The 25,602-nt window shown below is 42.6% G+C and carries 29 protein-coding genes and 1 other annotated feature; of the genes, 3 read left to right on the top strand and 26 right to left on the bottom strand.

Features of this window, described 5'->3' with window-relative positions; all coding sequences use genetic code 11:
- Positions 1 to 171: 171 nt before the first annotated feature.
- Complete coding sequence (gene spoIIP, locus DVB69_RS03970; protein WP_116016769.1) at positions 172 to 969, bottom strand: stage II sporulation protein P; 798 nt, start codon at positions 967 to 969, stop codon at positions 172 to 174.
- Between the two features lie 44 nt (positions 970 to 1,013).
- Entirely contained in the window at positions 1,014 to 2,057 is a 1,044-nt protein-coding gene (gene gpr / locus DVB69_RS03965) for a GPR endopeptidase (protein WP_116016767.1), read from the bottom strand.
- A 197-nt stretch (positions 2,058 to 2,254) separates the two neighbouring features.
- On the opposite strand from gpr, the gene rpsT reads away from it, so the two are divergent.
- Positions 2,255 to 2,506 carry a 30S ribosomal protein S20 gene (rpsT, locus tag DVB69_RS03960; RefSeq protein ID WP_116016765.1) on the top strand — a complete coding sequence of 84 codons (252 nt, stop codon included), beginning with the start codon at positions 2,255 to 2,257 and terminating at the stop codon, positions 2,504 to 2,506.
- Between the two features lie 39 nt (positions 2,507 to 2,545).
- Here rpsT and holA read toward each other — a convergent pair whose 3' ends face one another.
- The gene (holA, locus tag DVB69_RS03955) at positions 2,546 to 3,556 is read right to left on the bottom strand and encodes a DNA polymerase III subunit delta (RefSeq protein ID WP_116016763.1); all 1,011 of its coding nucleotides are present in this window, start codon (positions 3,554 to 3,556) and stop codon (positions 2,546 to 2,548) included.
- A 156-nt stretch (positions 3,557 to 3,712) separates the two neighbouring features.
- On the opposite strand from holA, the gene DVB69_RS03950 reads away from it, so the two are divergent.
- Positions 3,713 to 3,847 (top strand): YqzM family protein, encoded by a 135-nt coding sequence (locus DVB69_RS03950; protein WP_116016761.1) that lies wholly within the window; start codon positions 3,713 to 3,715, stop codon positions 3,845 to 3,847.
- Positions 3,848 to 3,899: 52 nt separating this feature from the next.
- On the opposite strand, the gene DVB69_RS03945 is transcribed toward DVB69_RS03950, so the two are convergent.
- The 11 genes from DVB69_RS03945 to DVB69_RS03895 form a co-directional block, all read right to left on the bottom strand.
- The gene (locus DVB69_RS03945) at positions 3,900 to 6,176 is read right to left on the bottom strand and encodes a DNA internalization-related competence protein ComEC/Rec2 (protein WP_116016759.1); all 2,277 of its coding nucleotides are present in this window, start codon (positions 6,174 to 6,176) and stop codon (positions 3,900 to 3,902) included.
- A 17-nt stretch (positions 6,177 to 6,193) separates the two neighbouring features.
- Positions 6,194 to 6,757, bottom strand: coding sequence for a ComE operon protein 2 (locus DVB69_RS03940; protein ID WP_116016757.1), 564 nt, complete (start codon positions 6,755 to 6,757; stop codon positions 6,194 to 6,196).
- 41 nt (positions 6,758 to 6,798) lie between these two features.
- On the bottom strand, positions 6,799 to 7,368 hold the full coding sequence (locus DVB69_RS03935; RefSeq protein WP_233505311.1) for a helix-hairpin-helix domain-containing protein: 570 nt from the start codon (positions 7,366 to 7,368) through the stop codon (positions 6,799 to 6,801).
- Between the two features lie 156 nt (positions 7,369 to 7,524).
- Positions 7,525 to 8,259 carry a class I SAM-dependent DNA methyltransferase gene (locus DVB69_RS03930; RefSeq protein WP_116016753.1) on the bottom strand — a complete coding sequence of 245 codons (735 nt, stop codon included), beginning with the start codon at positions 8,257 to 8,259 and terminating at the stop codon, positions 7,525 to 7,527.
- Positions 8,256 to 8,606: a ribosome silencing factor gene (rsfS, locus tag DVB69_RS03925; RefSeq protein ID WP_116016751.1), complete on the bottom strand. Its 351-nt coding sequence runs from the start codon at positions 8,604 to 8,606 to the stop codon at positions 8,256 to 8,258. Before rsfS ends, DVB69_RS03930 begins: the two co-directional genes overlap by 4 nt.
- Before the next feature lie 15 nt (positions 8,607 to 8,621).
- Entirely contained in the window at positions 8,622 to 9,176 is a 555-nt protein-coding gene (gene yqeK / locus DVB69_RS03920) for a bis(5'-nucleosyl)-tetraphosphatase (symmetrical) YqeK (RefSeq protein WP_116016749.1), read from the bottom strand.
- A complete protein-coding gene (locus DVB69_RS03915) occupies positions 9,163 to 9,735 on the bottom strand; it encodes a nicotinate-nucleotide adenylyltransferase (RefSeq protein ID WP_116016747.1) in 573 nt (190 codons plus the stop codon). Before DVB69_RS03915 ends, yqeK begins: the two co-directional genes overlap by 14 nt.
- Positions 9,736 to 9,746: 11 nt before the next feature.
- Positions 9,747 to 10,037 (bottom strand): ribosome assembly RNA-binding protein YhbY, encoded by a 291-nt coding sequence (gene yhbY, locus DVB69_RS03910; protein WP_116016745.1) that lies wholly within the window; start codon positions 10,035 to 10,037, stop codon positions 9,747 to 9,749.
- The gene (aroE, locus tag DVB69_RS03905; protein WP_116016743.1) at positions 10,024 to 10,866 is read right to left on the bottom strand and encodes a shikimate dehydrogenase; all 843 of its coding nucleotides are present in this window, start codon (positions 10,864 to 10,866) and stop codon (positions 10,024 to 10,026) included. The genes yhbY and aroE overlap by 14 nt, the downstream gene beginning before the upstream one ends.
- Before the next feature lie 15 nt (positions 10,867 to 10,881).
- Entirely contained in the window at positions 10,882 to 11,985 is a 1,104-nt protein-coding gene (yqeH, locus tag DVB69_RS03900) for a ribosome biogenesis GTPase YqeH (RefSeq protein ID WP_199562802.1), read from the bottom strand.
- Positions 11,982 to 12,497, bottom strand: a complete 516-nt coding sequence (locus DVB69_RS03895; protein ID WP_116016739.1) for a YqeG family HAD IIIA-type phosphatase — start codon at positions 12,495 to 12,497, stop codon at positions 11,982 to 11,984. Before DVB69_RS03895 ends, yqeH begins: the two co-directional genes overlap by 4 nt.
- 179 nt (positions 12,498 to 12,676) lie before the next feature.
- Here DVB69_RS03895 and sigK point away from each other — a divergent pair, with 179 nt between their 5' ends.
- Entirely contained in the window at positions 12,677 to 13,381 is a 705-nt protein-coding gene (gene sigK, locus DVB69_RS03890; RefSeq protein WP_116016737.1) for an RNA polymerase sporulation sigma factor SigK, read from the top strand.
- Between the two features lie 218 nt (positions 13,382 to 13,599).
- Here sigK and mtnN read toward each other — a convergent pair whose 3' ends face one another.
- The 12 genes from mtnN to DVB69_RS03830 form a co-directional block, all read right to left on the bottom strand.
- Entirely contained in the window at positions 13,600 to 14,292 is a 693-nt protein-coding gene (mtnN, locus tag DVB69_RS03885; RefSeq protein ID WP_116016735.1) for a 5'-methylthioadenosine/S-adenosylhomocysteine nucleosidase, read from the bottom strand.
- Positions 14,293 to 14,320: 28 nt separating this feature from the next.
- A complete protein-coding gene (locus DVB69_RS03880; protein ID WP_116016733.1) occupies positions 14,321 to 15,031 on the bottom strand; it encodes a YrrS family protein in 711 nt (236 codons plus the stop codon).
- A 105-nt stretch (positions 15,032 to 15,136) separates the two neighbouring features.
- Positions 15,137 to 15,610, bottom strand: coding sequence for a transcription elongation factor GreA (greA, locus tag DVB69_RS03875; RefSeq protein ID WP_116016731.1), 474 nt, complete (start codon positions 15,608 to 15,610; stop codon positions 15,137 to 15,139).
- 101 nt (positions 15,611 to 15,711) lie between these two features.
- Complete coding sequence (gene udk, locus DVB69_RS03870) at positions 15,712 to 16,350, bottom strand: uridine kinase (protein WP_116016729.1); 639 nt, start codon at positions 16,348 to 16,350, stop codon at positions 15,712 to 15,714.
- 33 nt (positions 16,351 to 16,383) lie between these two features.
- Entirely contained in the window at positions 16,384 to 17,025 is a 642-nt protein-coding gene (locus DVB69_RS03865) for an O-methyltransferase (protein ID WP_370452915.1), read from the bottom strand.
- Positions 17,026 to 17,045: 20 nt separating this feature from the next.
- A complete protein-coding gene (mltG, locus tag DVB69_RS03860; RefSeq protein WP_116016725.1) occupies positions 17,046 to 18,170 on the bottom strand; it encodes an endolytic transglycosylase MltG in 1,125 nt (374 codons plus the stop codon).
- Positions 18,171 to 18,283: 113 nt separating this feature from the next.
- Positions 18,284 to 18,586: a DUF1292 domain-containing protein gene (locus tag DVB69_RS03855; RefSeq protein WP_116016723.1), complete on the bottom strand. Its 303-nt coding sequence runs from the start codon at positions 18,584 to 18,586 to the stop codon at positions 18,284 to 18,286.
- A gap of 9 nt (positions 18,587 to 18,595) precedes the next feature.
- Complete coding sequence (gene ruvX / locus DVB69_RS03850; protein ID WP_116016721.1) at positions 18,596 to 19,015, bottom strand: Holliday junction resolvase RuvX; 420 nt, start codon at positions 19,013 to 19,015, stop codon at positions 18,596 to 18,598.
- Positions 19,012 to 19,284 (bottom strand): IreB family regulatory phosphoprotein, encoded by a 273-nt coding sequence (locus DVB69_RS03845; RefSeq protein WP_116016719.1) that lies wholly within the window; start codon positions 19,282 to 19,284, stop codon positions 19,012 to 19,014. Before DVB69_RS03845 ends, ruvX begins: the two co-directional genes overlap by 4 nt.
- An 84-nt stretch (positions 19,285 to 19,368) precedes the next feature.
- Positions 19,369 to 21,999, bottom strand: coding sequence for an alanine--tRNA ligase (alaS, locus tag DVB69_RS03840; RefSeq protein ID WP_116016717.1), 2,631 nt, complete (start codon positions 21,997 to 21,999; stop codon positions 19,369 to 19,371).
- A 144-nt stretch (positions 22,000 to 22,143) separates the two neighbouring features.
- Positions 22,144 to 22,349: a binding site (T-box leader), on the bottom strand.
- A gap of 43 nt (positions 22,350 to 22,392) precedes the next feature.
- Positions 22,393 to 24,903, bottom strand: a complete 2,511-nt coding sequence (gene recD2, locus DVB69_RS03835; RefSeq protein WP_116016715.1) for an SF1B family DNA helicase RecD2 — start codon at positions 24,901 to 24,903, stop codon at positions 22,393 to 22,395.
- A gap of 15 nt (positions 24,904 to 24,918) precedes the next feature.
- Positions 24,919 to 25,596, bottom strand: a complete 678-nt coding sequence (locus DVB69_RS03830; RefSeq protein WP_116016713.1) for a tetratricopeptide repeat protein — start codon at positions 25,594 to 25,596, stop codon at positions 24,919 to 24,921.
- Positions 25,597 to 25,602 lie beyond the last annotated feature (6 nt).

Below are 25,602 nucleotides of genomic sequence, written 5' to 3'. Positions count from 1 at the left end.
TCGGCTAGTATGAATTATAGCAGAAACCGAGCAGGGGTGTTACACTTTTCCTTTTAACTCCGGTTGAATACCGTGTTTCCGCAAAAAATCGCTACGCAAAAAAAAGAGAAGCATTTTCTGCTTCCCCTTCTTAAAATCTGCATCTATGTTCGCACTTTCTAATTCATCCTATTATTCAACAACAAATGAGGCAGCAACTGCTTCCGCAATAACGGCAACCGTTCGATTCAGTTCTTCTTCATTGTTCCCTATCCCCCCAAGTTCCACCAACACAAACCCCGGATGAAGATCTTGATTGTACTTCCCATCCACTCCCGGACCGCCTTTGACAATGATATTGCGAGTTATTCCAGGGACCCTAGATTCCATTTGTTTAGTCAGTTTCTTGGCTAGTTCATAGTTCTTCGTATAGTTCTTATGTTCTTTGCCAATTACAAAAGCTACTTTCGCATAGCGCTCTCCATCAACTGTAACTGTTGTTTTGTCAGCAGTAACGGAGTCACGATGTATATCCAGCACGATATCATAGGTTTTATCTGCGAGCGTTTGTTGCAAATATGGGCGAATCGCTTTGTATGACCGATGATAAGGAATTCCCTTTTTAGCCATCACTTTTTGAATATCAACCGGTAGCAAATCAGCTTCTACCCCGAATGCCGTAAATTGAAGTTGAAGTTTCTCTCCCAATTTTGTAATGTTTTCTGTTTTGTGAGAGACTGCAACCTTTCCGTTATTAGCTAGAGTAATCGGCTCATAAGCTTCTTCAGAATGTGTGAAATGTAGTAAGACTTTCTTGTCACTCGTTGCTTTTGGCGCTTCAAGTACATTGGATGCGTAAACAATATAGGCTTTTTGTTTCAGCATGACTGAAGAACTGTCCGATTGTTTCGCGGGAAGCAATTGAAGCAAGATTGGGAATAGAAATAAGATAAGTACAGCAAGAGTCCAGATTTTCAGTGTGTTTTTCAACAGTCATCCCCCCGTCTCCGCTACTATATGCAGGGAGACGTCATTCAAGAACTTTGTTTCACACTACGTATCCAAGATCCAAGTGACTCCGACAGCGCTGAAGAATAGTGTTGCACCCAACCATCGATTTCTTTCGGGGAAATGAACGTCTTCAACTGATGATTGGACAGGACTTCCTCAAATAATTGCACGCGCTCCTCGTGTGGCCAGGATGCCCAGTCCCCAAATACAGGAATTAAATTTTTCCGGTCTGCACTTTTAGTATCGGAATGGAGCCATGGTGTGACAGAAAGCCGTGACGACGGTTTGCTTTCTTCTTCAATTTTAGCTGCCATATAACCGAACAATGTATCGATTGCATCCGCAATGAGAACAGGACCGTCCACAACGGTAGGAATTCCAATTGCGATAACAGGAACTCCTAATGATTCCTGTGACACTTCTTTTCGACTATTCCCTACTCCTGAGCCCGGATGAATCCCTGTATCTGTGAGCTGTATTGTTCTACACAACCTTGAACTATCGCGTGCAGCAAGTGCATCAACGACTATGAGTAAATCTGGATGTACGACGTCGACAACCGCTCTGATGAAATCAGCCGTCTCCAAGCCAGTTTGAATTGTCACGCCCGGTGAATAGACGTATACATCAGCACCATCTTCTTTATAGTAATCAGGCACCACCGCATTGAGACGCTCCATGGTCAGCGGACCGACGGCATCAGGGGTAACATCCTTATTACCAAGTCCGATGAATAAAAGTTTACTATCTTCTCTAAGATTTAAAGGTTCAGTCAACTTTTTTAGTTGCTGTGTCATCGCTTTTGCCAATTTCGTTAATCCTGCTTGATCATCTGCATTTAGCAGTGGGTCTGTTAACGTAATGTAGGTCCCTTTTTTCTTCCCTATCCGTTTCTCGCCTTCTTCATCCACAACAACTGTAGTCAAAATTGTTCTGCCCTTTTTTTCTTCATTGAACAGAATACCGGCCGACTCATCAAGTTTTTCTTTTTCCTCTGAAGTTTGGTGTCTCACCATTTCTTCACTTTCAACGACTAGATCCGTCCTGTAAAAGTCGTAGTTTTCCATGACCATCACCTCTATTACAAGTGTGTACGCGATGGTTACTTTTTATGCTACATCGTTTTTTTTGATAGGAGTTTTCTCTTGTCTGCGTTTTGTAGTTGCATAAATGGTGTTAATTTGATAAAATTATTTTTGTTATAAAGAGATATCCGAGAGATCGTGGAAACACTCTTCTTACCTGATTTCTGGAGGTGAATGAAATGCCAAACATTAAAGGTGCAATCAAACGCGTTAAGCAAAACAACGCGACTAACGAGCAAAACTCAAAAGCAAAGTCTGCAATGCGTTCTGCTTTGCGTAAAGCTGATGTTGCAATTGACAACAAAGCTGACAATGCAGAGGAAATGAAGCGCGCTGCTATTAAATCATTGGACACTGCTGCCGGTAAAGGCCTTATCCATAAAAACACAGCTGCACGTCAAAAAGCACGTCTTACAAAAAAAGCTTTGTAATTTTAAAAGCTGTCCGTCAATGACGGACAGCTTTTTTTGTTATAGTTTTTCCATAAAGAACAGTTCTAGAACCCTTTCCCGGCTGCCAGATGTGGATTTCAATTTCAAATCGATAGATGCCAGTTCATTCAATACGCGCAACAAACGTTGTTCTGAAGGACTGTTCCTGTTATTCATAACCAATTTCACACGATATGGATGCACATTTAGTGTACTGGCAATTTGTTGCTGATGGTACCCTTTCCTCTTAAGAGTCCCAACATGTAACATTAGTCGGACTTGTCCAGCGATTAATGAAGTCATAGCAATCGGTTCTTCTCCACTTCTCAATAGATCATGATAAACGGCCAACGTTTGTGCACGATTTCCAGAAATATACGTATCGGTTAGTCTGAAGATCTCTGTTTCCGGAGATCTCGGAACCAAGCTATCGATCACTTCTTTTGTCACATTCCCAGCCTCTTTCAAATAAGCGGCAAGTTTTTCAAGCTCGTTAGACAGTTGCATCATATTTTCCCCTGTTGTTTCCACGAGATAGTCTGCTAACTCCCTATCCATTGAAATTCCGAATGTCGCTGCTTGCTGTTGTACCCAAACCGTTAGGTCACTTCCAGACAACTTATTCGCTTCAATGACGACTGCTTTTGACGACATCACTTTTGTGATTTTTTTTCTGGAATCCAACTTTTCATAAGGTGCCGTAAAAATAACTGTTGCAGTTGGAGACGGGTCTTGTAGCCATGCTTCAAGTTGGTCAAGCGGATGCTCAATTTTTTCTTTTCCTCGCTCTTTCGCCTTTAAAAATGACGCATTTTTAGCAACGATTACTTTTCGATCTTGCAAGAAAGGAAGTGTATCCGCCTCTTCGATTACTCGATCGACTGATGTTTCCTCCAAGTCGAAGTAAATGACATCTTGCTGCTCTATCCCCTTCGTTTCAGTAATGATTTTAGCTAATGTCTCTTGTAACAAATACTGCTCTGAACCAATTAGTAAGTAAACTGGTTGTTCTGGATTTTTCCTTATTTCTTTCCATGCAACTGATACCATATTCAATCACCTCATTCGCTATTTCTAAGTATACATGACAGTTGATGTGTATGGAGAATTTGTGACAAATTGAAACGCAATTGCCATATCTCCGTTTTACTATGGATTTTTAAGTCCCTTTGTTCTATACTTGAAGTTGAATCAGGAGGTGTAGCAATGAACGAATTCGAAAAGGACGTCCAGTCCAAACGTAATGATCTTCTTGACTCAGGTGTTGGCTTCATTGTATCTTTCGTAGGTTTCTCTTTAATTTGGGTAATTGCTACGATTGTCGAAGTCGCTTCACGCTGATCAGACAATAGTTGAACTAGGAAAGACTCCACAACTGGGAGTCTTTCTTTTTTTATCGTGTACTAGAAGATTTCAAACTTCCCCCGTCTATCTCCAAGATGACAGTTCCATGCTCTGCGGTTGAAAACACCTTCACTTTTTGTGATAAAAGGCGGTCCACTACCTCCTCATGAGGGTGCCCATATCGATTATTACGACCAACCGAAATCACTCCGATATCAGGCTGTAGCAAGTTCAAGAACGATTGTGTTGTCGATGTTTTGCTTCCATGGTGGCCAATTTTCAAAATGAGTGGAGAGAATTCGGCTTGTCCATATTTCTGTATGATTTTCTGTTCTCCCCCCTCTTCCAAATCACCGGTGAACAGCAAGTAGCCATATTCATTTTTCATCAGCAGTACGAGTGAACTGTCATTATGTGAGTACTTATCATCGAATGGCGATAAGTACGTAAATTCTGTTTGGCCCGTCTTCCACTCCTCTCCCGCTTGCATGCTTACGGTACGAGTCTTTCGACGCTTTGCTTCTGTTAAAACAGGAACCATATTCTCTTCTGTCCAACTTCCGACAGGAGCATGTACTTCCCTAACACGGAGCTCTTGGAGCACTTCATCTGCACCTCCCATGTGATCATCATGAGCATGGGAAATAATCAACTTGTCAATCGTACTAATCCCTTTCCCTTTCAAATAGGGAACGACAATTTGCCTACCTACTTCAAACTGTTTCTCTGGTGTTTTCCATGTAGGAGGACCAATCGAAACCGTCCCACCAGTATCAATGACGTATACCCCTTTTCGATAACCTAGTTCGATGACAATGCTATCTCCTTGGCCGACATCTAAAAATGAAACGTACGTAGTAGGATCCAAATAAGGTTTGACATGAAAGAGGATCGCTGGTATAAGAACAATTACAATTCCTAAACGTAGCCTGTTCCATCTTTCAATTACAATAAAAGCACAAGCAATACTAACCACCATTACTATCAACCATACTGCATCTGGCTTTCCAGCAGTCCACACTTGCCAAGGTAGACCTGCCAACCAACTAGTAACGGTTGCGATCGAATTGCGGAAAGGTTCATAAATGAAAAATAGTGGACCAGCAACTGTTTCGGAAAGTAATGAAATGATGAGCAAAACTATGTTGCTCGGTAGAATTATGATTGAATATAAAGGAACATATAATATATTCACGAGAAAAGATGACAAGGATAACTCATAGAAGTGAACTAATAGAATCGGCGATAATGCAACTTGAGTGATCGCAGTCACACTTGCAGAGAGCGCAAGAACCGATTGTTGTTTCTGTAGATAATTAGCTGAATACAATAACGAAAATGCAGCCATATACGATAGCTGAAATCCTGGTTGAAACAAAACATATGGCTTTAAAAATATAAAACCTAATGCACTTAACGCTAATGCATCGTCCATTTTCAATTTCAACTTTCCGGATGCTGATAATAACAATAGCATTGTAACAGATACTGCACGCCAGACAGAAGGTGCACCTCCCGCGAGGAGCGCATAACAAGGTAATAAGAACAACAAGGTGGTATCTATCGTCTCCATGCGGATGCGTAACCGTTTTGCTGCTATGCGGAGCATAACCGTCAACAGGCCTACATGAAGTCCAGAGATTGCGAACAAATGGGTGATGCCTAGGGTCCTATATTCAGAAGAAAGCTCAGCATCCATACCGGTTCTATCCCCGATCAATAGTGCTTGGGCCTCAGTTTGCAAGGAAACGGGAAATGCTTGTTTAATATGATTTTTAACTGCAGTCCGTCTCTCTGTTAATCGAGTAGATGGTCGAATTACTTTTTCCTGTACAGTCATTTTATTTGCACGAAATAAATAGGTAGCCCCATTCATTCGAAGATAAGATGCCATGTTAAATGAAAACTCATGAGCTGGAGGTTCTGGAAGTTCGAGTGACCCTTGCAGAGAAATCCTCCTACCCGCCAAAGGAGTTTCCAGTAGATTCCTTTTTTCTTCTTCACTTTCAATTGAGTACAAGACGTAAAAGGGAATACCCTCTGAATCTTTCGCGAATCCTTTTACTTTACCCCCGTCAATTTTGACAGTTTCAGTCCATTGCATTGAACGGGTTAATGTCTCATCGGTCGGTATAGGTGTGCGTGTAGTTATATAATTTAAGAAGTAACAATAGGAAAGTGTGCTAACTGCAAGTAATATCAATAGATTAGGGATGTCTTTTTTACTTGTCAGAATGAGGGGGAGTAGAAGTAGGTTGAGCCATAACAATTCAGTAAAACCGTATGCAGCGATGGCTGATACGGCTACTGACAGTGTCCAGTACATCAAACGGGTTTTAGGTACTAATTTCCGAATAATTCTTGTGCACGTTCCGAAAAACTTTTCAGGTCATTTTCAGGAACATTGGCGTGTTGCATCGTTTGTAACATATCGGTAAACAACTTCTCTTTAGAAGCTTTCTCAAAGTCAAGGTTGCGTCCATCAAATGGAATATGTTCTAGATCAATTCCTGCATGCTCAAACAATTCAATTGCATAATCATTATTACGATAATCTGTGCCATAGTAGACTTTAGAAATACCGGCTTGAATGATGGCTTTTGAACATTGCAAACAAGGAAAATGCGTCACATACAACGTGGAATTTGCAGCCGGAGTTCCATACTTGCCACATTGTAAAAGGGCGTTCATCTCCGCGTGAATTGTACGAATGCAATGATTATCTACAACGTAGCATCCTTTGTCGATGCAATGATCGCCACCTGATACTGAACCGTTATAGCCTCCAGCAATAATTCGATTATCTCGAACAATGACTGCGCCTACCGCCAACCGCGTGCACGTACTTCGCACAGCAAGTAAGCTGCATTGCGCCATAAAAAATTGTTCCCATGTAATTCTCTCCATACACTCGCCTCCAAACTTTTACAACATGTAGAAACGTTCATTCAATTTACGGTTATTGCTTCTGATAATGATTCAAATGTCTTTTGACCGATACCGGAAACCTTCGTCAAATCTTCGATTGTTTGAAATGCACCTTGTTCGGTTCGGTATTTAATGATTGCTCCGGCTTTTGCAGGTCCAATTCCTGTTAAGGTCATCAACTGAGTCTCGTCAGCCGTGTTAATATTGACAAGTGACGAAGCTGAATCATTCGGGTTCGTCACCTCATTGGCTGACTGGCCATATAGCGGAATCTCTTCACCAACGAGGGGCACGTAAACCACCGACTCATCTGTTAGTCGGAGCGCATGATTCAGAAGTCTACTGTCAGCGTCAGCCGTGTATCCTCCTGCGGCTGTAATCGCATCAATCAGACGCTGCCCTTCCTGTAATGTATACACATTCGGATGAAGCACTGCACCTTTCACGTCTACAACAATTATTGAAGGGGGCTGAATGACTGCTTCTGGTACCACTTCAATCACTTCATTTTCAGATGGCGTTTCAAGTGAATCGTACAAACTTTCATCAGGGGGAAGCTCGTCATCTCCTTGTCCTCGGGGAAAGAACAAAAATGCTGAGATAACTGCCGCAATAGCAAGAGGAGTGGTGATTTTCCGCCATTTTCCAAAGATTAATTCAGAAAACAGAATATATCACCCTTTCTTATAGATGTTAACGCATGGTTTCCCCTATACTATACCGCATGCGCATATGAAGGGATACTGTTATTTCCGGACTTGAAAAAATATTCTTTCACTTTCTTCTTCAGGAGCTTCATCCGACCAATCCGCAAAAATTCTTTCTACTAAAAATCCATATTGCTCCAGCAATTCCACGTATTTCATAACCGGAAATGTCCGTTGATAATGGACTTCATCAAAACGAGAGTACTTCCCATCTTCTTCACGTACAAAAAAAGCGAGTTCCGAATGGACGGAATGAGGATCTTCGCCTTCGTCCGTTTCCCAAATGTATGAAATTTTGTTGCTGTCATACGTGAACGGGCCCTCCATAAAGAGTACATCTGTTTTAAATGTTGAATGTACATCAAATAAGAACAGGCCTCCAGGAACAAGTGCATCATGGATTTTTTTAAACGTTTGCTCGACGTCTTGCTCATCCTCCAAATAATTCAGTGAATCAATCGGAATCAATGCCGCATCGTATTGTTCAGGTACATCTAACTGTTGCATTGCCTGTTGCAAAAATGTCAGGGACGGAAAACGCTCACTTGCACGTGAGCTAGCGACAGCAAGCATTTCTTCAGACAAATCAATTCCCGTGACATCCGCACCTCTTTCTGCAAGAAGAACGGAAAGAATCCCGGTGCCGCAAGCGACATCCAGGATCTTTTTACCTGATAACCCATGTAACGCTGTATCTACTAAGTCCACGTATGCCGGATAGGGAATATCTGACATAAGCTCATCATATACAGACGCAAATTGAGCATACATCATTGAACGGAGTTGTCTCCAACTTCGATCATCGGAGCATCGCCCCAAAGTCGTTCCAAGTTATAGAAACCGCGCTCGTCTTTATGGAATACGTGAGCGACTACATCTCCAAGGTCAACAAGAACCCAGCGACCTGAATCCATTCCTTCGATCCGTTTAACTTCATAGTTTTCTTCAGATGCTTTGTCCGCAATTTCGCGAGCAATGGCTTGCACTTGACGCTCAGAATTCGCATGACAGATTACAAAATTGTCCGCAATTAATGAGACACCTTCCATATTTAGAACGACAATGTCTTCTGCACGTTTGTCGTCAGCTGCTTTAAATGTTACTTCTAATAATGTTGGCATTGTTTCACTTTCCTTTCAGTTCACAAAATAATTGTAGCACTCAATGGAGTCTGGGTATACTGGTACCTGTTTTCCAATTAAGTGTGTAACGGTGTGTGTAATGCAGGCACGCATGGCTTGGTCTAACGGACCTTCTGCACGAATACGTAACTCATCGATCCCAGGAAAGTTCCGCGCAGGTTCAGTCATATCTGCGATATACAAGATCATTTCCAGATTAGACATGTTCGCTCTACCGGTAGTGTGAAAACGAATTGCATTTAAAATGTCTTCACTGTGTACTCCGAATTCTTCGCGGGCAATGATTGCTCCAGCAGGCGCATGCCATAGTTCTTTATGGAATTCAAACAACAATGGATTTTCCTCGTGAGCGATTAAAAGCTTCCGCATTTCTTCGGGATCCATGAATTTCGCAATATCATGAAATAGCGCAGCTGTTTCTGCCGCTTCAATCGAATCGCCATGAATTCTAGCAAGCGATTTAGCCGTCTCAGTCACCCGTAACACGTGTTGAAAACGTTGCTGGGGCATCCGCTGCTGTAATTCTTTGATGAGGTTAGCAGGTTCCATACAAGCCCTCCTGACGAATATAGCTATCCACGGACTCTGGCACTAAATATGTAGTTGTTTTATGCAACGCATATTTAGTTCTAAGAAGAGTCGAAGAGACATCAATTAATGGCGTGTCTATATATTGAATCGGATAATTGGTCTTACGCAAAGTACCTGGTCTGTGGACACCAACAAAGCGAACCATCTTTATAAGTTCGTCAATTTTGAACCAAGTGTGCAGAGAATCCACCATATCTCCACCTATGATGAAGTGAAATTCGGCATCAGGTTCTTTCGCAAGGAGACGTTGCATCGTATTGAACGTATAAGAAACGCCACCGAAATGGACTTCTTCATCACAACTGCTAAGGTATTCATTTCCTTGTACTGCCCGTTCCGTCATCACGAGTCGCTGAATGGGCGTCGCTGTGTCTGGGAGTTGCTTATGTGGAGGAATTGCCGTAGGCATAAGTCTGACTTCATCCAATTCAAGCGCTTCCTGAACTTCACTTGCTATAATGAGATGTCCGATATGCGGTGGGTTAAAGGTACCACCAAGAATCCCGATTTTCCGCATGTCTTCACTCCTTATGGTAAAACGATCTTTTTCTTCTCTGTCGATTCTTTATAGATGACAATCGTTTTACCAATGATTTGGACGACTTCTAATCCAGCCTGCTGGCCAAGATTGTCAGCAATTTCTTCTTTGTCTTGTTCACAGTTTTGTAGGACAGAGATCTTAATTAGTTCTCTAGCTTCTAGCGCTTCTTCGATTTGTTTAATGATTGCGTCTGTCAAGCCGCTTTTGCCGATTTGAAAAATAGGTTGTAAGTGATGTGCTTCACTACGCAAATAGCTCTTTTGTTTACTTGTTAGCATATTGATCCTCCAATGTTTGTGTGAGTTGTTCCATCATTCCAACAGTGTCAGGACGAATGCCTGTCCATTTCTCAAAAGCCAGTGCTCCCTGATGGACAAACATGCCAATCCCGTTTGCTGTTTTCGCCCCTTTATTACGGGCAGTTTCTAAAAATTTCGTTTCCAGAGGATTATAGATAATATCAATGGCTGCGGTTCCTGGTGCAACATTAGCAGGATCCAATGGCATTCCCTCAGTGGAATATGCCATTCCTACAGACGTTGTTTGAATAATGATTCCAAAACGTGCTAGGTGCTGTTGGGCATCAGCAATCGTTAGACAAGTAGAATTCGATAATCGTTTACTTAAATCATTTGCATTCGCCATTGTCCGATTGGTAAAGGTAATCGATCCATAGCCAGCGTTGCGCAATGCAAAGGCGATCCCTTTTGCAGCCCCACCAGCTCCGATAATTAGAATTTCATCCTCTTTACGATCATTTCCATACGTTTCTTCCAATGCACGCACAAAACCGATTCCATCTGTATTATAACCAACTAGTGATTCCTTTTCCTCAATCACTACCGTATTGACTGCACCCATATGTTCTGCTGCTTCGTCAACACGGTCTAGAAAAGGGAGTATATCACTTTTATGCGGCACCGTCACATTCCAACCACTACAGCCTAACATTTCCAAGCTCTCAATGACGGACTGGAGTTTTTCGGATTTCGCACGAATAGGTAGATAGGTCGCATCGATCCCGTTCTCTTGGAGCCAATAATCGTGCATCCCAGGAGACATCGATTGCGCAACCGGATCCCCAATGACCGCAAACCATTTCTTCATCCTAAATCCCCCTTGTTAGATTAATGATGGGCGCAAGACCACATCAACGCCACGAGGCGCATGAACAGCTACTACAACGTTGGGATGCTGAACAGTTATCCAACCTAGACCTGAAATGACAATGTCCGTCTTTGCCTTTTTGATAGAAAACTCATGGCGTACGAGTTTAGGGAATGACTCTAAAGATTGTTTGCCTGGCGGTGACAGCATTTCACCAAGATGTGCTTGATATAATGCATCCGCGTTTTCAAGCTTTGTCCGATGGAGCGGAAGTGCATTTGCAGTGTGTACGTTAAATGAAGAGCGCTCGCCTTTCATGAAATCGAAGCGTGCTAAACCGCCAATGAAAAGCGTTTGGTCTGCATTCAATTGGAATATTTTTGGCTTGATTTCTTTTTTAGGTGTTATGGCTTTCAGTTCACTCGGATCTAAATAATGAGCGATCTGGTGGCTATTGATAATACCAGGAGTGTCATAAATCGCTTTCCCATCATCCAATGGAATCTCAACAAGATCCAGTGTTGTCCCCGGGAAATGCGAAGTCGTAATGACTTCTCCGGTACCGGTAGCTTGCTTGATGATTCTATTGATAAATGTGGATTTACCGACATTTGTACAACCTACTACATATACGTCCTTACCTTTACGTAACTCATCAATTCTCTCGAGCGCTTCAGGAACTCCTTGCCCCCTAACTGCAGATACTAACATCACTTCTGCAGGCTTCAACCCAAGTTTAGCGGATTGTTCCTGCATCCAGTTGATTAACTTATTTCGATTCACCGATTTCGGCAATACATCGGCTTTGTTTCCGATCAAAACAATATCTTTTTTACCGACAAAGCGCTGTAAACCATGAATCCAACTACCATTGAAGTCAAAGATATCGACTACAAGGACAACTAGACCCTCCCGGTCGCCGATTCCGTTTAAAATCGCCAGAAAGTCATCTCCAGAGAGAGAGACAGGCTGCAACTCATTATAATTTCGTAATCGGAAACAACGCTGACAAATTACCTCTTCCTTTTCAAGCGAAGCGGGTGGTGTATACCCTTCTTTTTGAGGGTTTTCTGTTTGGATGGCAATTCCGCATCCAATGCAAGTGAGTTCCAAATCTATTCCTCCCACGAAATCATTCCTTTTCGTTTCAACGTTTTCATAATACGACGTTCTAGTTGACGATTGAATTTCGTCATAACGCCATCAGAACTTGCAACAGGCACGACCAGAATCGTGTGTAATCCGAATCGATTGCCCCCAAGTATATCGGTCATTAACTGATCCCCGATCATTACGACTTCTTCTTTTTGAAGTTCCATTTGTTTTAGCGCTTTTTTAAACGCTTTTGACAAAGGTTTTCTCGCTGAAAAGATGAAAGGTATTTCGATTGGCTCACAGAATGCTTTTACACGAGGCTCATTATTGTTCGATAAAATTGTTACTTGCAGACCCGCATCTTGCATTTCTTTAATCCAAGTAGTAATTTCCGGGGTTGCATCCGGACAATCCCAAGCGACGAGCGTATTATCGAGATCAGTGATAATCCCCTTAATGCCTCTATTTAAAAAATCAGTTGGCGAAAGCTGATAAACATCTTTAACATATTCATCCGGTAAGAAATAATTGTACATCCTATCCACTCCATTACTGTGCTGATTCGCACTTATTATACCATATCCCAGACAAAATACTTGATGACCAACCAAGGAAGTTCCTGTTATTCAAAAACTGCCTGTCCGCCAAAATCAGCGGTGATACGCCATCTTAATACCGCATAGGATGTCAGACAACGACACAGGAGGTGGATCATTTGAGCGGCTTAGTGATGGCGATCGTCCAACTATGGCTCGAAATCCCTGCAGTTTTAGGTTACATTCGAGGTCAGGCGTTTAAACGCCCGCTATCAAAAGCGGAAGAAGCCGATTGTCTCGAACGTTTGGCCCAAGGGGACGAAGATGCCCGTGATGAACTGATCGAGCGCAATATGAGGCTCGTTGCTCATATCGTTAAGAAGTTCCATCCCAAACACGAACAACTTGACGATTACATTTCAATCGGCACGATTGGTCTCATGAAAGCCATCGCAAGCTTTACACCAGATCGTAAAACAAAACTGGCGACGTATGCAGCTCGTTGTATCGAAAACGAGATATTAATGTTTTTGCGCACCCAGAAAAAAACGCAAAAGGATATCTCTTTAAACGAACCGATCGGCACAGACAGTGAAGGACAGTCTTTAGAAATTGCAGATCTCCTACAAACTGACGAAGAATCGCCTCACGATCGAGCGGAATTGAATGAACGAAAAGAGCGACTTTATCGACACCTGCACAAATTAGAAGGTCGTGAGCTCGAAATCCTTCAGAAGCGTTTTGGATTGTTAAATGACAAGCCGATGACGCAAAAAGAAATTGCAGACCAACTTCAAATTTCTCGCAGTTACGTCTCAAGAATTGAAAAAAGAGCGATTGTCAAATTGTATCAGTTGTTCAAACGTGAACAAGACTCAAAGTAACACCCTTTTCCAAAGAAAAAAAGACATCTCCAGCATTCGTACCCTCGCTGGAGACGTCTACACTGATTATCTTTAATCAGGCTTTTACTTCAAAGTAAATCAAGCCTGTAAGAGCGGTCGTGACGATAAATGCGCCTAACATTAAAAATAACATCCTGGTTGCCTCCTTGCTGCATGAATTAGGTTTTACTACTTATGTCTAGTTTACCACGAATGGTTTAAAGTTTCGAGATGACTTGGAGAACAACTTCTGAAGAATGTTGTGCAGCTGCCGGAAGGAACTCGTCGAACGACAAAGATGATTCTTTCCCCGCAATGTCTGAAAGAGCTCTAATGACTACAAACGGTACTTGGTACTCGTGACATACTTGCGCAACTGCAGCAGCTTCCATCTCTGCAGCGATTAGCTCCGGAAACTGTTGCTTTACCTGATACACACGTGCTGGATCACTCATAAACACATCTCCTGATGCGATAAGTCCTGATGCATGCGCATGCTTACCAATGTCTTCAACTGCTTTTGCAGCGACTAGAAGTAGGTTGTCATCAGCCGTGTATGTGACTGGACCACCAGGCACTTGACCAAGTGCATATCCAAATGCAGTCACGTCTACATCGTGATGCGTTACATTCTTTGATAGCACAACTGTCCCAACTTCTAAATTTTCACCAATACCGCCTGCAGATCCAGTGTTCAACACTGCATCCGGTTTAAACAATTGGAGAAGTAATGTGGTCGCAACTGCAGCGTTCACTTTACCAATACCACTTTTCACGAGCACGACTTCACGACCAACAAGTGTTCCTTCACTAAATTCATAACCAGCGATAACCGTGTGACGAGCGGATTGTAACTGTTTTTTAAGGATGGTAACTTCCTCTTCCATTGCGCCGATAATTCCAACTTTCATCATAAGTATCCCCTATCTTTTAAAGCGTTTAGTAGTTAAAATCCAGTGTATTCAATACATCCATTTGTGTCGGTTTCCAACCTTCGCCGTCAACCCATTCCAAATAGACTCTATACTTTTTTGATTTGTCTCTTGAAGAAACAATCCCTATTGACTTCTGTGGGCTTCCCCCATTTTTTATCTTCAAGAAAATCATGTCATTTTCAGTCATGCCTGTTGCATATGCTAGTGCCTTCTTTTTCTCTTGCCAGTCTACTGACGACCCATCATACTGTGATACGTGATTACCTGACTGTGACGTCCCTACAGGCTCCCACGATGTATTTGAAACCGTTTCATCCACGACGGCCTCTTCACTAGCTGTATATGTAACAGTTCCTTCTTTTTCAGTATCTTTCTTTGTTGAAGAATCATCACTTTCATCGGATTCGTCACTGACAGTTCCTTCTTTAGACGATTCCTTGTCACCAGCGTCTGCACCCTGGTCTGAATCCTCCACCTTGTCCTCACCATCAGATCCTTCAGTACTACTCTCAGTACCACTCGCTTCATCATCCGGAGTTGTTTCAGTGATAGCTACTTCTTTGTTTTCTGGTGAGCTGTCACTTGAAAGTATTTTCACACCCACGAGGACAATTAACAGAACAACGATGGCGATCATCCAATTCAACATCTTATTCCCTTTATTGTTTTGTCGTTTCCGACGCACCCTTGAAAATTCCGGTTTTTGTTCACTCACTTGAAATCATCTCCTTAACTTCCACGCTTCTAACGATTGGACGTTTCTTCCTGCCTGATGTTTCACAAAAAAAGCCGCCTTATATTCGAAGGCGGCATCTCTGTGTTACTTCACTTCTGTAATTTCAACTTGCATTTCGCCACCCGGAGTTATGATCTTCACTAGATCCCCTTTTTTACGGCCAAGAATTCCTTTGGCTATAGGTGAATCATTGGAAATCAACCCTTCTAGAGGGTCTGCTTCTGCGGATCCTACAATGGTATACGTTTCAATTTCCCCGTCAGGGATTTCTTTAAACGTCACTGTGCTGCCGAGTTGCGCTTCTTCGGTACGTGTATCTTCTGAGATGATGACAGAATTACGAATCATTGATTCAAGCGACGAGATTTTCCCTTCGATGAACGCTTGGTCCTCTTTCGCAGAATCATACTCTGAGTTCTCAGACAAGTCACCATAACTACGAGCAATCTTAATACGTTCAACAACTTCTTTACGTTTTACAGTCTTATGAAATTCAAGTTCATCTTCTAATTTCTGTTTTCCTGAAACAGTCATTGGATATTTTTTTTCAGAAACCATTTCCTCACTCCTCATTTTGCAAAATCATCAAAATAATATGTCGCACCTCGTAAAAGGTATGCGACATAGTGTTTACTATATGAATATCTGACAACATCATATTACAAATCATTACCAGAATCAAGAATTGTTTTTATTTTCGTTACCATTAAGTCAATTGCGACCTCATTATGGCCACCTTCAGGAATGATAATATCCGCATAACGCTTGGTTGGTTCTATGAACTGGTTGTGCATGGGACGAACGACACTCATGTACTGATCAATGACGGATTCTATTGTTCTTCCCCGATCATTGATATCCCGCAAGATCCTTCTAATAATACGTAAATCTGCATCCGTATCGACAAATAATTTAATGTCCATCAAGTTACGCAAACGCTTATCTTCTAGGATCAGGATCCCTTCAAGGATAATCACATCTTTAGGCTCGATTGCAATTTTATCACTGGAACGTGTATGAAAAGCATAGTCATAGACTGGCTTTTTGATAGGCTGTCGAATGAGGAGTTTTTCCAAATCCTCAATTAATAAATCCGTATCGAATGCAAGTGGATGATCGTAATTTGTATTGAGACGTTCTTCAAACTCTAAATGTGACTGATCTTTATAATAAAAGTCTTGTTCGATGACGACTACAGAATGCTCTTGAAAAACTTGATGAATCTTTTTTGTAACACTTGTTTTCCCTGAGCCTGAGCCCCCTGCGATACCGATGACTAATGGTTTTTGCGTTCCCATCTTCCTAATTCCTCCTCTGTAGTTCGTGCAACTTTATGAATTTTTACGAGCGATTAAAATTCCGTCTCCTACAGGAAGTAAGGAAGTTTCATACGCAGGATTTCCCATTATCCATTCAGTAAATGCTTTTAAATTACGAATCATCGTCCGACTGCGTTTGGGTACCTCCTGGTCATCCAGAAATACCATTCCATGCATAAACATATTGTCACAATAAATGAACCCACCCGTCTTAACGAGGGGCTCGTACTTCTCGAAGAAACGTTGGTACTGCCCTTTTGCTGCATCGATAAAACAAGCATCAAAATAATCGTATGGAAGAGATGTTGTGTCAAAAGTTAAGGCGTCATCTTTGAAAAGTGAAATTCGTTCGTTCAGCTTGGCACGTTCAATATAATGAACTGCTTTTGCATGTCGTTCTTCGTCACGTTCGATCGTTGCAATACGCAGTTCCGGGTTTGCCTGCGCCAGACGAATTGCAGAATATCCGATAGCACTTCCAATTTCTAATAACGTAGTCGGCTTTTGAATAGTTAACAAGCCGATAAACGTCTCAATGCCGATAGGATCCATGATTGGAACAAAATGCACTTTTGCATCCTCTTCCATTTCCTTTACAACGGGATCCAACTCCTTCTCGAAGTTCAACCTATATGTTTCATAATTCGTCATCATTCAAACTCCATCCTGCTGTTTTACTTGCCATCGATATACTCCGCTTTTAACTTCAAATGCTCATCATACGTTTTGGCGAAGTGGTTTTTCCCAGTTTTATCTGCTAGGAAATAGAAATAGGATGTATCAGAAGGATCAATGACAGCTTGGATAGATGCAGCTCCTGGTGCTGCAATTGGACCAGGTGGTAATCCTTTGTTCTGATACGTATTGTACGCATTCTTTACTTCCAAGTCTTTCAGAGATACTTTATCCTTATGTTCTCCTAACGAGTAAAGAACAGTAGGATCCGTTTGCAGTGGCATGCCCTCTTCTAAACGATTGTTAAAGACACTAGCTATCGTCTCGCGATCTGCTTGTGCAGTTGCTTCACGTTCAAGTAATGATGCAAAAGTAAGCAACCAATGAACGGACTTCTTATCTTCTTCAAGCGCTGCTAGGTATGGAGTGACATTCGCTTTTGTCCCATCTATTAAAGTCTCAACTACAGTCTGTACAGTAGGTTCCTCTTCATAAAATGGATAGGTAGCCGGGAATAGGTAGCCTTCTAAGGGATGACGAATGTTTTCATTTTTCACTTCGTCGGTAATTATTTCCGGATAGATAGCTTGCAAATTCGCGATTGTCTCATCTGCGTCAATGTATGTTAAAAATTCTTCTTTTGTTATGGTTGTTTTCGATGCTACACGTTCCGCAATTTGCTCAACTGATAACCCTTCCGGAATCGTCATCGTAAATACAGGAGTCCGATAGACTTTGCCTGTTTTTAAACTTTCAAGAAGTTCATTGGGCGTCATAGCTTTTGACAATTTATAAGATCCTGCTTGAAAGTCTGATTCGTTGTTCACTTTCGCATAATACTTGAAAATTTTCGCGCTTTTAATAAGCCCTTTATCTTCAAGGATCTGAGAAATCGTATCTAATCCTGAACCAATTGGCACTTCAACTTCTACTGCTTTTTCGGATTCTGGTTCGATTGGCTCAAGGGCACTTTTTATGTATCGATAAGTGAAGAATCCACCAACAGCAACAACTAAAATCAATGCAATCGCTACCCAAAAGACAATTTTGCGAACAACTTTAACTTCTTTCTTCTGCTCTTGCATACGTTCAAACATAACTTCTTTTTTTGAACCCTTCGCCATATGGAAGGTCACCTCTTTCTCGTTGTATCACGGGCCAGTGGACTAAAAGCACCCAATCGTCTGCAATGAAAAAAACGGAACGGTGTGCACCGTTCCGTACGTGCGCATATGGCTTATTCTTCGTCTTCGTCTTCGTCTTGCTCGTCCAAGAAAGTGCCGAAAACTTCTTCGATCATTTCCCACTCTTCGTCAGACTCTACAGGCATTAGATCTCCGTCTTCGCCTTCTTCTGAAGGGACAAAGCTTGAAGCAAAGATTTCAATCTCTTCATCTTCGTTTTCAGACTCTTCACCAAGTACGTGATAAAGTACGTACGATTTACCATAGTCTTCTGACTCAAATGTAAAAATCACTTCACATACATGTTCTTGCCCTTTTTCATCTACAATTGTCATTGTTTCCATACCGTGTTCCATTTAATCACCTCATAAAGTTTTTGAGTCAAGATATCCTTGAAGAATCATGACTGCTGCCATCTTATCGATGACAGTTTTTCGTTTTTTACGACTTACATCCGCTTCGATCAACATCCGTTCAGCAGCCATCGTCGTCATCCGTTCATCCCATAGTAGTGCGGGCAACTCAAACTTTTGTGTCAACAACGCGGCATACCTTTCAGAGGCCTCGGCACGAGGACCAATCGAATTATTCATGTTTTTAGGATGACCGACTACAAAAGAACTGACGTTGTATTCTTTGACAAGTTCCTTAATACGTTTCATCCCTAAGTTACCTGATTCTTCATCGATCTGAATTGTTTCAATTCCTTGAGCAGTCCAACCCAGGGCATCGCTGATTGCTACGCCAACTGTTTTAGATCCTACATCTAGGCCCATCGCTCTCAATTCTTACTGCCTCCGTTTTCACGGATATAGAACTTCACTAGTTCCTCCAAAATTTCATCCCGCTCCAATTTACGGACCATATTACGTGCATCCTCATGGCGTGGGATATAAGCAGGATCGCCCGAGAGCAAGTAGCCCACAAGCTGATTAATGGGATTGTATCCTTTTTCCTCTAAAGCTTTGTACACATGGAGCATCACCTGTTTGACCTCTTGCTCCATCGATTCCTCAGGAAAATTGAACTTCATCGTTTTGTCATATGAATTCACAATCGACACCCCGCTTTCAATTCGTCCGATCGGCTAACCATTTCTATGACCCTCACGAGACACAAATTCGGAAGCCGGATTCAGTTAAACAGATTTGACATAATCATACACGGAAAGTAGCGCTTCATCAAGTTTTGAGACGTCTTTTGCTCCAGCCATTGCCATATCGGGACGACCTCCGCCCTTACCTCCGCATAATGACGCCGCATGGCTGACGATTTTACCAGCATGCTGTCTACCTTTTAAATCAGAAGTTACGCCTGCTGCAAGCATAACTTTGCCTCCAGATGCCGCCCCAAGGACAATAACCCCTTTTTCCACCTTTTGCTTCAATTCGTCAATCATCTGGCGTAATGCATTATTATCTTTCGTATCGACACGAGCAGCGATGATTGTCATATCGTCAATTTGTTTTGCATTGGCTAAGACATCCGTCAATTGGCTATTCCCAAGTTTAGCAGATAACGAATCATTTTCACGCTGCAAATCCTTAAAATCAGCTAGGAACGATGCCGTTTTTGTCGCAAGCTCTTTTGGATTGGACTTTAGTAGTGACGAAACTTCAATTAAAATTGCTTCCTCTTCTTTAAATGAACGATAGGCTTGTTTCGCAGTCACAGCTTCGATGCGTCGAGTTCCTGCTCCAATACCGCCTTCGGATTCAATCTTGAAGACTCCGATTTCACCACTTGAATGAACGTGACAGCCACCACATAACTCTAGTGAGTAGTCCCCGACCGATACCACACGTACGACGTTTCCATATTTTTCTCCGAACAATGCCATTGCGCCCATGTCTTTCGCTTCTCCAATGCCTTTTTGTTCAATTGAAACCGCGATGTCTTCCCAAATCTTCTCGTTCACAATCTGTTCGATTTGCTCTATCTCTTCTTTTGTAACTTGTCCGAAGTGTGAAAAGTCAAAGCGAAGGCGATCTGGCCCTACATAAGAGCCTGCCTGGTTAACATGCTCTCCAAGGACTGTTTTCAAAGCCTTATGCAATAAGTGTGTTGCCGTATGGTTTTTCACAGTCAGAGCACGATCAGCCTTATTCACTTGTGCACGCACAAATGTTGCAGGTGTCACTTCACCTGAGCGTACAATGGCTGTATGCAAATGCTGACCATTCGGTGCTTTCTTGACAGACAACACTTCTGCAGAAAATGAATCATTCGCAATCAACCCTTTATCTGCTATTTGACCCCCACTTTCCGCATAAAACGGAGTCCGGTCAAGAATAAATTGAATTTCATCTTCTATTGTTGCAGTCTCAACAAGTTCACCATCTTTTAAGAGGACAACAATTTTAGATTCACTTTCCAGTTGCTCATATCCGATGAATTCACTCGATTCATGGATATCACCAAGCACCCCTGACTGTACATGCATTGAGTCAACATCTTGACGAGCGCTTCTTGCACGCTTACGCTGTGCTTCCATTTCGCTACGGAAACCAACTTCATCAACCGCTACACCTGCTTCTTCAGCAAATTCTTCAGTCAATTCGAACGGGAATCCGTAAGTATCATAAAGTCGGAATGCGTCCGCACCAGAAACTGTCGGCTGTTCGGTAGATTTCGCTTTCTCCAAAATACCAGTTAACATGCTCATGCCTTCCGATAATGTCTCGTGGAATCGATCTTCTTCATTTTTAACGACTTTCATGATGAATTCCTGTTTTTCTTTTACTTGTGGATAGAAATCTTCCATTTTGTCAGCAACAACTGGAACGAGATCATACATGAATGGACGATCGATGCCAAGCTGTTTTGCAAAACGTACAGCACGACGTAGAAGTCTTCTGAGCACATACCCTCTACCCTCGTTGGAAGGAAGTGCACCGTCACCGATTGCGAATGCAACGGTACGGATATGATCCGCAATGACTTTGAATGCTGTATCTTTCACTTCGTCTTTACCGTACGTGTCCCCCGAAAAGTTTTCAACAGCACGAATGATCGGCAAGAAAAGATCTGTGTCAAAGTTAGTTGGAACTTCTTGAATGACAGACGCCATCCGTTCAAGCCCCATACCTGTATCAATATTTTTCTTAGGTAGTGGTGTATACGTATTGTCTGGATTATGGTTAAATTCCGAGAATACCAAGTTCCAGATCTCCAAATAGCGGTCGTTTTCTCCACCAGGGTAGAGTTCTGGATCAGAGAAGTCGTCTCCGTAAGTAGGCCCACGATCATAGAAGATTTCAGAGTTCGGTCCGCTTGGTCCTTCACCAATGTCCCAGAAGTTTCCTTCCAGACGAATAATACGTTCTTCCGGTAAGCCCACTTTGTCCTTCCAAATCATATAGGCTTCTTCATCTTCAGGATGGATCGTGATCGATAACAAATCAGGATTGAACCCGATCCAATCTGGATGTGTTAGAAACTCCCAAGCATAAAGGATCGCTTCTTCTTTGAAGTAGTCCCCGATTGAAAAATTGCCAAGCATTTCAAAGAATGTGTGATGGCGTGCAGTTTTCCCAACGTTTTCGATATCATTCGTACGGATTGATTTTTGAGCATTGACGATCCGTGGATTTTCGGGAACAACTCGTCCGTCAAAGTACTTTTTAAGAGTTGCGACCCCGCTGTTGATCCATAGTAGGGAAGCATCGTCGATTGGGACTAGTGGTGCAGAAGGCTCGATACTATGCCCTTTCGCTTTAAAGTACTCTAAAAATAAACTACGTATTTCGGATGCTGTTAGTGATTTCATCATCAATTCCTCCTCGGAAATAGGCTTTCTGAAAAACATTTTTAGGTACAGGCAGTTCGATTGATTAAAGCTAAAAACCGCTGCCTTCAGAGGACTTCATTACTATAGAAGGACCTAACTGAAAATAAAAAAACTCCGCCCCTGGAAAGGGACGAAGTTTTTTCGCGGTACCACCCTCATTGCCGAAAACGTAGACTCCGGCATCTTGAGTTGCCGTAACGCGGCAGACGGCGAGGTTCACCCGCACTCCGGAGCAGCTTTCAGCATTCTCTGTGTGAGCTCCCTTTCAGCCTGGGGAAGCCTCTCTTTCCACACTTCATCATGCATACTTTCTCCATCAATGTGTTTTGTATTCAAGCTATACTTGGATTATAAGGAAGTCAGAAAGTGTTGTCAATCCACACTTTGCATAAAGTCATATGGACTCTCTCCATTCATCCCTACCATCGGGGCAACGTCCAATACAGTTTCGATGGATAGGACTTGTGGCAATTCCTTGTGCGCTGGGACCAGGGCACCGTTTTCAATAGCTGGTTCAGTTTGAAGGGATGTTTCCGGCTTAGCATTTTTTGTATCAGTCGTTTCTACTGTGAAAGAAGCAGGTGCCTCCGCTTTAGTCGTCTCATTCGTAACAGGCTCCGGACTTTCTCCGCGAAGACGTTCTTTTAAAGTAGTTTGACGTTCACGTTCATCCATCCGTGCAATGCCTTCTTCAAATTCGCTAGGACTGCCACACAGAATGAGAAAGTTTTTGGCTCTGGTGATCCCTGTGTAGAGTAAATTGCGACGCAACATTTTCCGATGGCTACGAACGACCGGCATGATGACTGTAGGGAATTCGCTTCCCTGCGACTTATGGATGGAACAACAGTACGCAAGCGTTAGCTGATTCAAATCTATCCGTTCATACGTCACTTCAATCCCGTCAAACGATACAACCATCAGGTCTTTTTTCTCGATTGTTTCCTTAGCCTTCAAGATCGCAATCACTTCACCCATATCCCCATTGAACACATTACTTTCCGGCTGATTGATTAGTTGAAGTACGCGATCACCAATTCGGTAGACAACGTCTCCGAAAGCCACTTCCTTACGACCTGGTGAAGCTGGGTTCACCATTTCCTGAATCATCGTATTTAATGCATCAATGCCCGCAGGACCTTTGTACATCGGGGCAAGCACTTGAATATCTTTAATGGCTTGGCCTTTCGCTAACGCATTTTTAACAATCTGGCTTACAGCGGTCGTTACTTGGTCCGCATCCGTACGAATGAATGAACGGTCCGATGTTTTTAACGCCAAATTCCCAAGTGGTTCGGATTTTTTGATAGCGTGAGCCAATTCAATAATTGTCGACCCCGCACTCTGACGATAGATTTCGGTAAGCTCAACGACTGGTATTGTTCCCGACTCTAAAAAGTCACGTAACACTTGACCTGGACCAACAGAAGGTAGCTGATCTTGGTCTCCGACAAACAGGATCTGAGCGTCATCGTCGATCGCCTTCAACAGCTGATGGGCAAGCCACGTATCGAGCATGGACGTCTCATCAATGATGACAAGTCTAGCCTTGATTTCACGTTCGGTTTCTTCTTCTTTTTCTTGCCCCGTAAAGCCGAGAAGACGATGTATCGTCATCGCGGGCAGTCCAGTGGATTCCGACAGCCTTTTTGCCGCTCGCCCTGTAGGAGCCGCCAAAATGATCGGAAATGGCTCTTCTTTTTTTGCGTACTCCTTGGGATCAAGTGTCAGGCCATGCAACTCCGCGTATACTTCAACAAGACCTCTTACTACAGTAGTTTTACCGGTCCCGGGTCCACCTGTTAAAATCATAGCAGGAGAATTGAGCGCTTGTTCAATCGCAGCAATTTGCGTTTCCGCATAGTTGACTTCAAGACGGTCTTCCGTTTCGCCAATCGCTTTTCTCATTTCTGAGGAAGGGAACGTATTTTTACGGTCTTGATCCAAAATCCGCTCCATTTTAGAAGCAATTCCTAGTTCTGAAAAGTACAAAGAGGGCAAGTAGAGCTTGCGCTGTTCTGCACTCAATCGGCTTTCCTCAACTAGTTCAATAATAGCGGTGGATATTAGTTTGAATGGGATTTCCTCAGGTTGACTGGATTCCAACAGCCGTTTGACTTCAGGTAACACTTGAACGGCTTCCAAGTACACATGACCACTCGAAAGAATGCCAGTATTGATCGTATGCAGGATTGCAGCCTGTATTCGAGATGTATGAGTACCAGTGATCCCTAGTTGCCTACCAAGTTCATCTGCCCGTTGAAATCCGACCCCTTCCACATCTTCAATGAGACGGTAAGGGTTCTCAGTCAGCTTTTCAATCGTCTCTTCCCTGTAAGTTTGATAAATCCGCATGGCAACCTGCGGTCCGAACCCCCATTCGTTCAATTTGACAATAGTTCGTTCCAAACCAAGATTATCGCGAAGGACGGAAACGAGTGTTTCTTTCTTTTCAGCGTTAAGACGAGGGATTTCATCCAGGACATCTTTGTTTTCCATAATCTTACGAATTGCTTCTGGACCAAGATGATTGATAATTGTTTCAGCTGTTTTCCGCCCAATCCCCGGAAACAAATCTCCTGATAGGTAATGGATTAATCCTGTTTCAGTCGCAGGCAATTCTTTTTGAAACGTTATCACATCAAATTGCTGACCATACGTTGCGTGATTTATAAGCCTTCCTGAAAACCGGTATTCTTCATCTTCAGATAGTTTTGGAAAGTTCCCTTTGACGACAATTTCTTTTCCCTCAAATGAACAATTTGTTTTTCGCACTTTCAACTTAGCAATCGTAAACAAGCTATCCGTGTTATGGAAAATTGTCACGACCGCTCGGCCAATTAAAAAAGGTTCTTCTTGAACTGCTGAATCGGTTTTTTCCATACGTCTAGTGTCACCTCATTCGTCAGCGGATTCGTTTTCTTCCCCCATTTGAATCATGTCATAGATATATCTCGCCTGGACATGTTCTGGATCAATCGTGTATGCACGCTCTAGATGATGGAGCGCTTGTTCTTTGTCTTCTGTAGAAACTGCGTATAAGAATCCTAAATTGAAGTGAGCGTCAGAGTTCTCCGTTTCCACTTCTAAGATAGATTTGAATTGGTCTTCCGCTAAATCATAAACTCCCTCGTTGGCTAGCAAAATCCCATAAGACAAACGGATTTCGAGATCGTCTGGTGACAATTCAAGTGCACGTTGTAAATAAGGCAACGCTAAGCGTCCTTTTTCAGCACGCTCCAAGCTTTTCCCTAGCATGAAATAGGCATCCGCTTCTTGAACACCACAGGAAATCGCTTTTTCATAGAGCGTTGTCGCTTCGTCATACCGCTCTTGGTTAAAGTACAAGTTCGCAAGCCCGTAATAGGCTGTTCCCATTTCGCCATCTAATGTGAGGGCTTTTTGGAAAAACGGTTCTGCTTTTTCAGTGTCGCCAATGGATGCGAATACATTTCCGACATTTACATAACCGACCGGATCATCAGGAGCTTCTTCTGCTGCTTTAATGAATTCTGCAACCGCTTTTTCAAAGTTACCTGCTTGTAAGGCTTCTATCGCTTGTTCATTGTGTCCCATTTTTAG

Origin of the sequence: Sporosarcina sp. BI001-red (assembly GCF_003384035.1) — a bacterium.
In the GTDB taxonomy this organism is placed as follows: Bacteria; Bacillota; Bacilli; order Bacillales_A; family Planococcaceae; genus Sporosarcina.
This window is presented reverse-complemented; position numbering and strand designations above follow the sequence as displayed.

What these genes read in the sequence shown, in the direction of transcription:
- DVB69_RS03895 (WP_116016739.1), bottom strand. Translation starts at nt 12,497, where the DNA reads ATGTACAATTATTTCTTACCGGATGAATATGTTAAAGATGTTTATCAG.
- mtnN (WP_116016735.1), bottom strand. Translation starts at nt 14,292, where the DNA reads ATGAAAGTTGGAATTATCGGCGCAATGGAAGAGGAAGTTACCATCCTT.
- DVB69_RS03855 (WP_116016723.1), bottom strand. Translation starts at nt 18,586, where the DNA reads ATGGAACACGGTATGGAAACAATGACAATTGTAGATGAAAAAGGGCAA.
- yqeK (WP_116016749.1), bottom strand. Translation starts at nt 9,176, where the DNA reads ATGGAACCTGCTAACCTCATCAAAGAATTACAGCAGCGGATGCCCCAG.
- DVB69_RS03830 (WP_116016713.1), bottom strand. Translation starts at nt 25,596, where the DNA reads ATGGGACACAATGAACAAGCGATAGAAGCCTTACAAGCAGGTAACTTT.
- aroE (WP_116016743.1), bottom strand. Translation starts at nt 10,866, where the DNA reads ATGAAGAAATGGTTTGCGGTCATTGGGGATCCGGTTGCGCAATCGATG.
- DVB69_RS03945 (WP_116016759.1), bottom strand. Translation starts at nt 6,176, where the DNA reads ATGTACTGGACACTGTCAGTAGCCGTATCAGCCATCGCTGCATACGGT.
- alaS (WP_116016717.1), bottom strand. Translation starts at nt 21,999, where the DNA reads ATGAAATCACTAACAGCATCCGAAATACGTAGTTTATTTTTAGAGTAC.
- DVB69_RS03950 (WP_116016761.1), top strand. Translation starts at nt 3,713, where the DNA reads ATGAACGAATTCGAAAAGGACGTCCAGTCCAAACGTAATGATCTTCTT.
- yhbY (WP_116016745.1), bottom strand. Translation starts at nt 10,037, where the DNA reads ATGCTAACAAGTAAACAAAAGAGCTATTTGCGTAGTGAAGCACATCAC.
- rsfS (WP_116016751.1), bottom strand. Translation starts at nt 8,606, where the DNA reads ATGCCAACATTATTAGAAGTAACATTTAAAGCAGCTGACGACAAACGT.
- DVB69_RS03930 (WP_116016753.1), bottom strand. Translation starts at nt 8,259, where the DNA reads ATGATGTATGCTCAATTTGCGTCTGTATATGATGAGCTTATGTCAGAT.
- recD2 (WP_116016715.1), bottom strand. Translation starts at nt 24,903, where the DNA reads ATGGAAAAAACCGATTCAGCAGTTCAAGAAGAACCTTTTTTAATTGGC.
- DVB69_RS03915 (WP_116016747.1), bottom strand. Translation starts at nt 9,735, where the DNA reads ATGCGGAAAATCGGGATTCTTGGTGGTACCTTTAACCCACCGCATATC.
- greA (WP_116016731.1), bottom strand. Translation starts at nt 15,610, where the DNA reads ATGGTTTCTGAAAAAAAATATCCAATGACTGTTTCAGGAAAACAGAAA.
- DVB69_RS03940 (WP_116016757.1), bottom strand. Translation starts at nt 6,757, where the DNA reads ATGGAGAGAATTACATGGGAACAATTTTTTATGGCGCAATGCAGCTTA.
- udk (WP_116016729.1), bottom strand. Translation starts at nt 16,350, where the DNA reads ATGGGAACGCAAAAACCATTAGTCATCGGTATCGCAGGGGGCTCAGGC.
- holA (WP_116016763.1), bottom strand. Translation starts at nt 3,556, where the DNA reads ATGGTATCAGTTGCATGGAAAGAAATAAGGAAAAATCCAGAACAACCA.
- gpr (WP_116016767.1), bottom strand. Translation starts at nt 2,057, where the DNA reads ATGGAAAACTACGACTTTTACAGGACGGATCTAGTCGTTGAAAGTGAA.
- rpsT (WP_116016765.1), top strand. Translation starts at nt 2,255, where the DNA reads ATGCCAAACATTAAAGGTGCAATCAAACGCGTTAAGCAAAACAACGCG.
- DVB69_RS03865 (WP_370452915.1), bottom strand. Translation starts at nt 17,025, where the DNA reads ATGATGACGAATTATGAAACATATAGGTTGAACTTCGAGAAGGAGTTG.
- mltG (WP_116016725.1), bottom strand. Translation starts at nt 18,170, where the DNA reads ATGGCGAAGGGTTCAAAAAAAGAAGTTATGTTTGAACGTATGCAAGAG.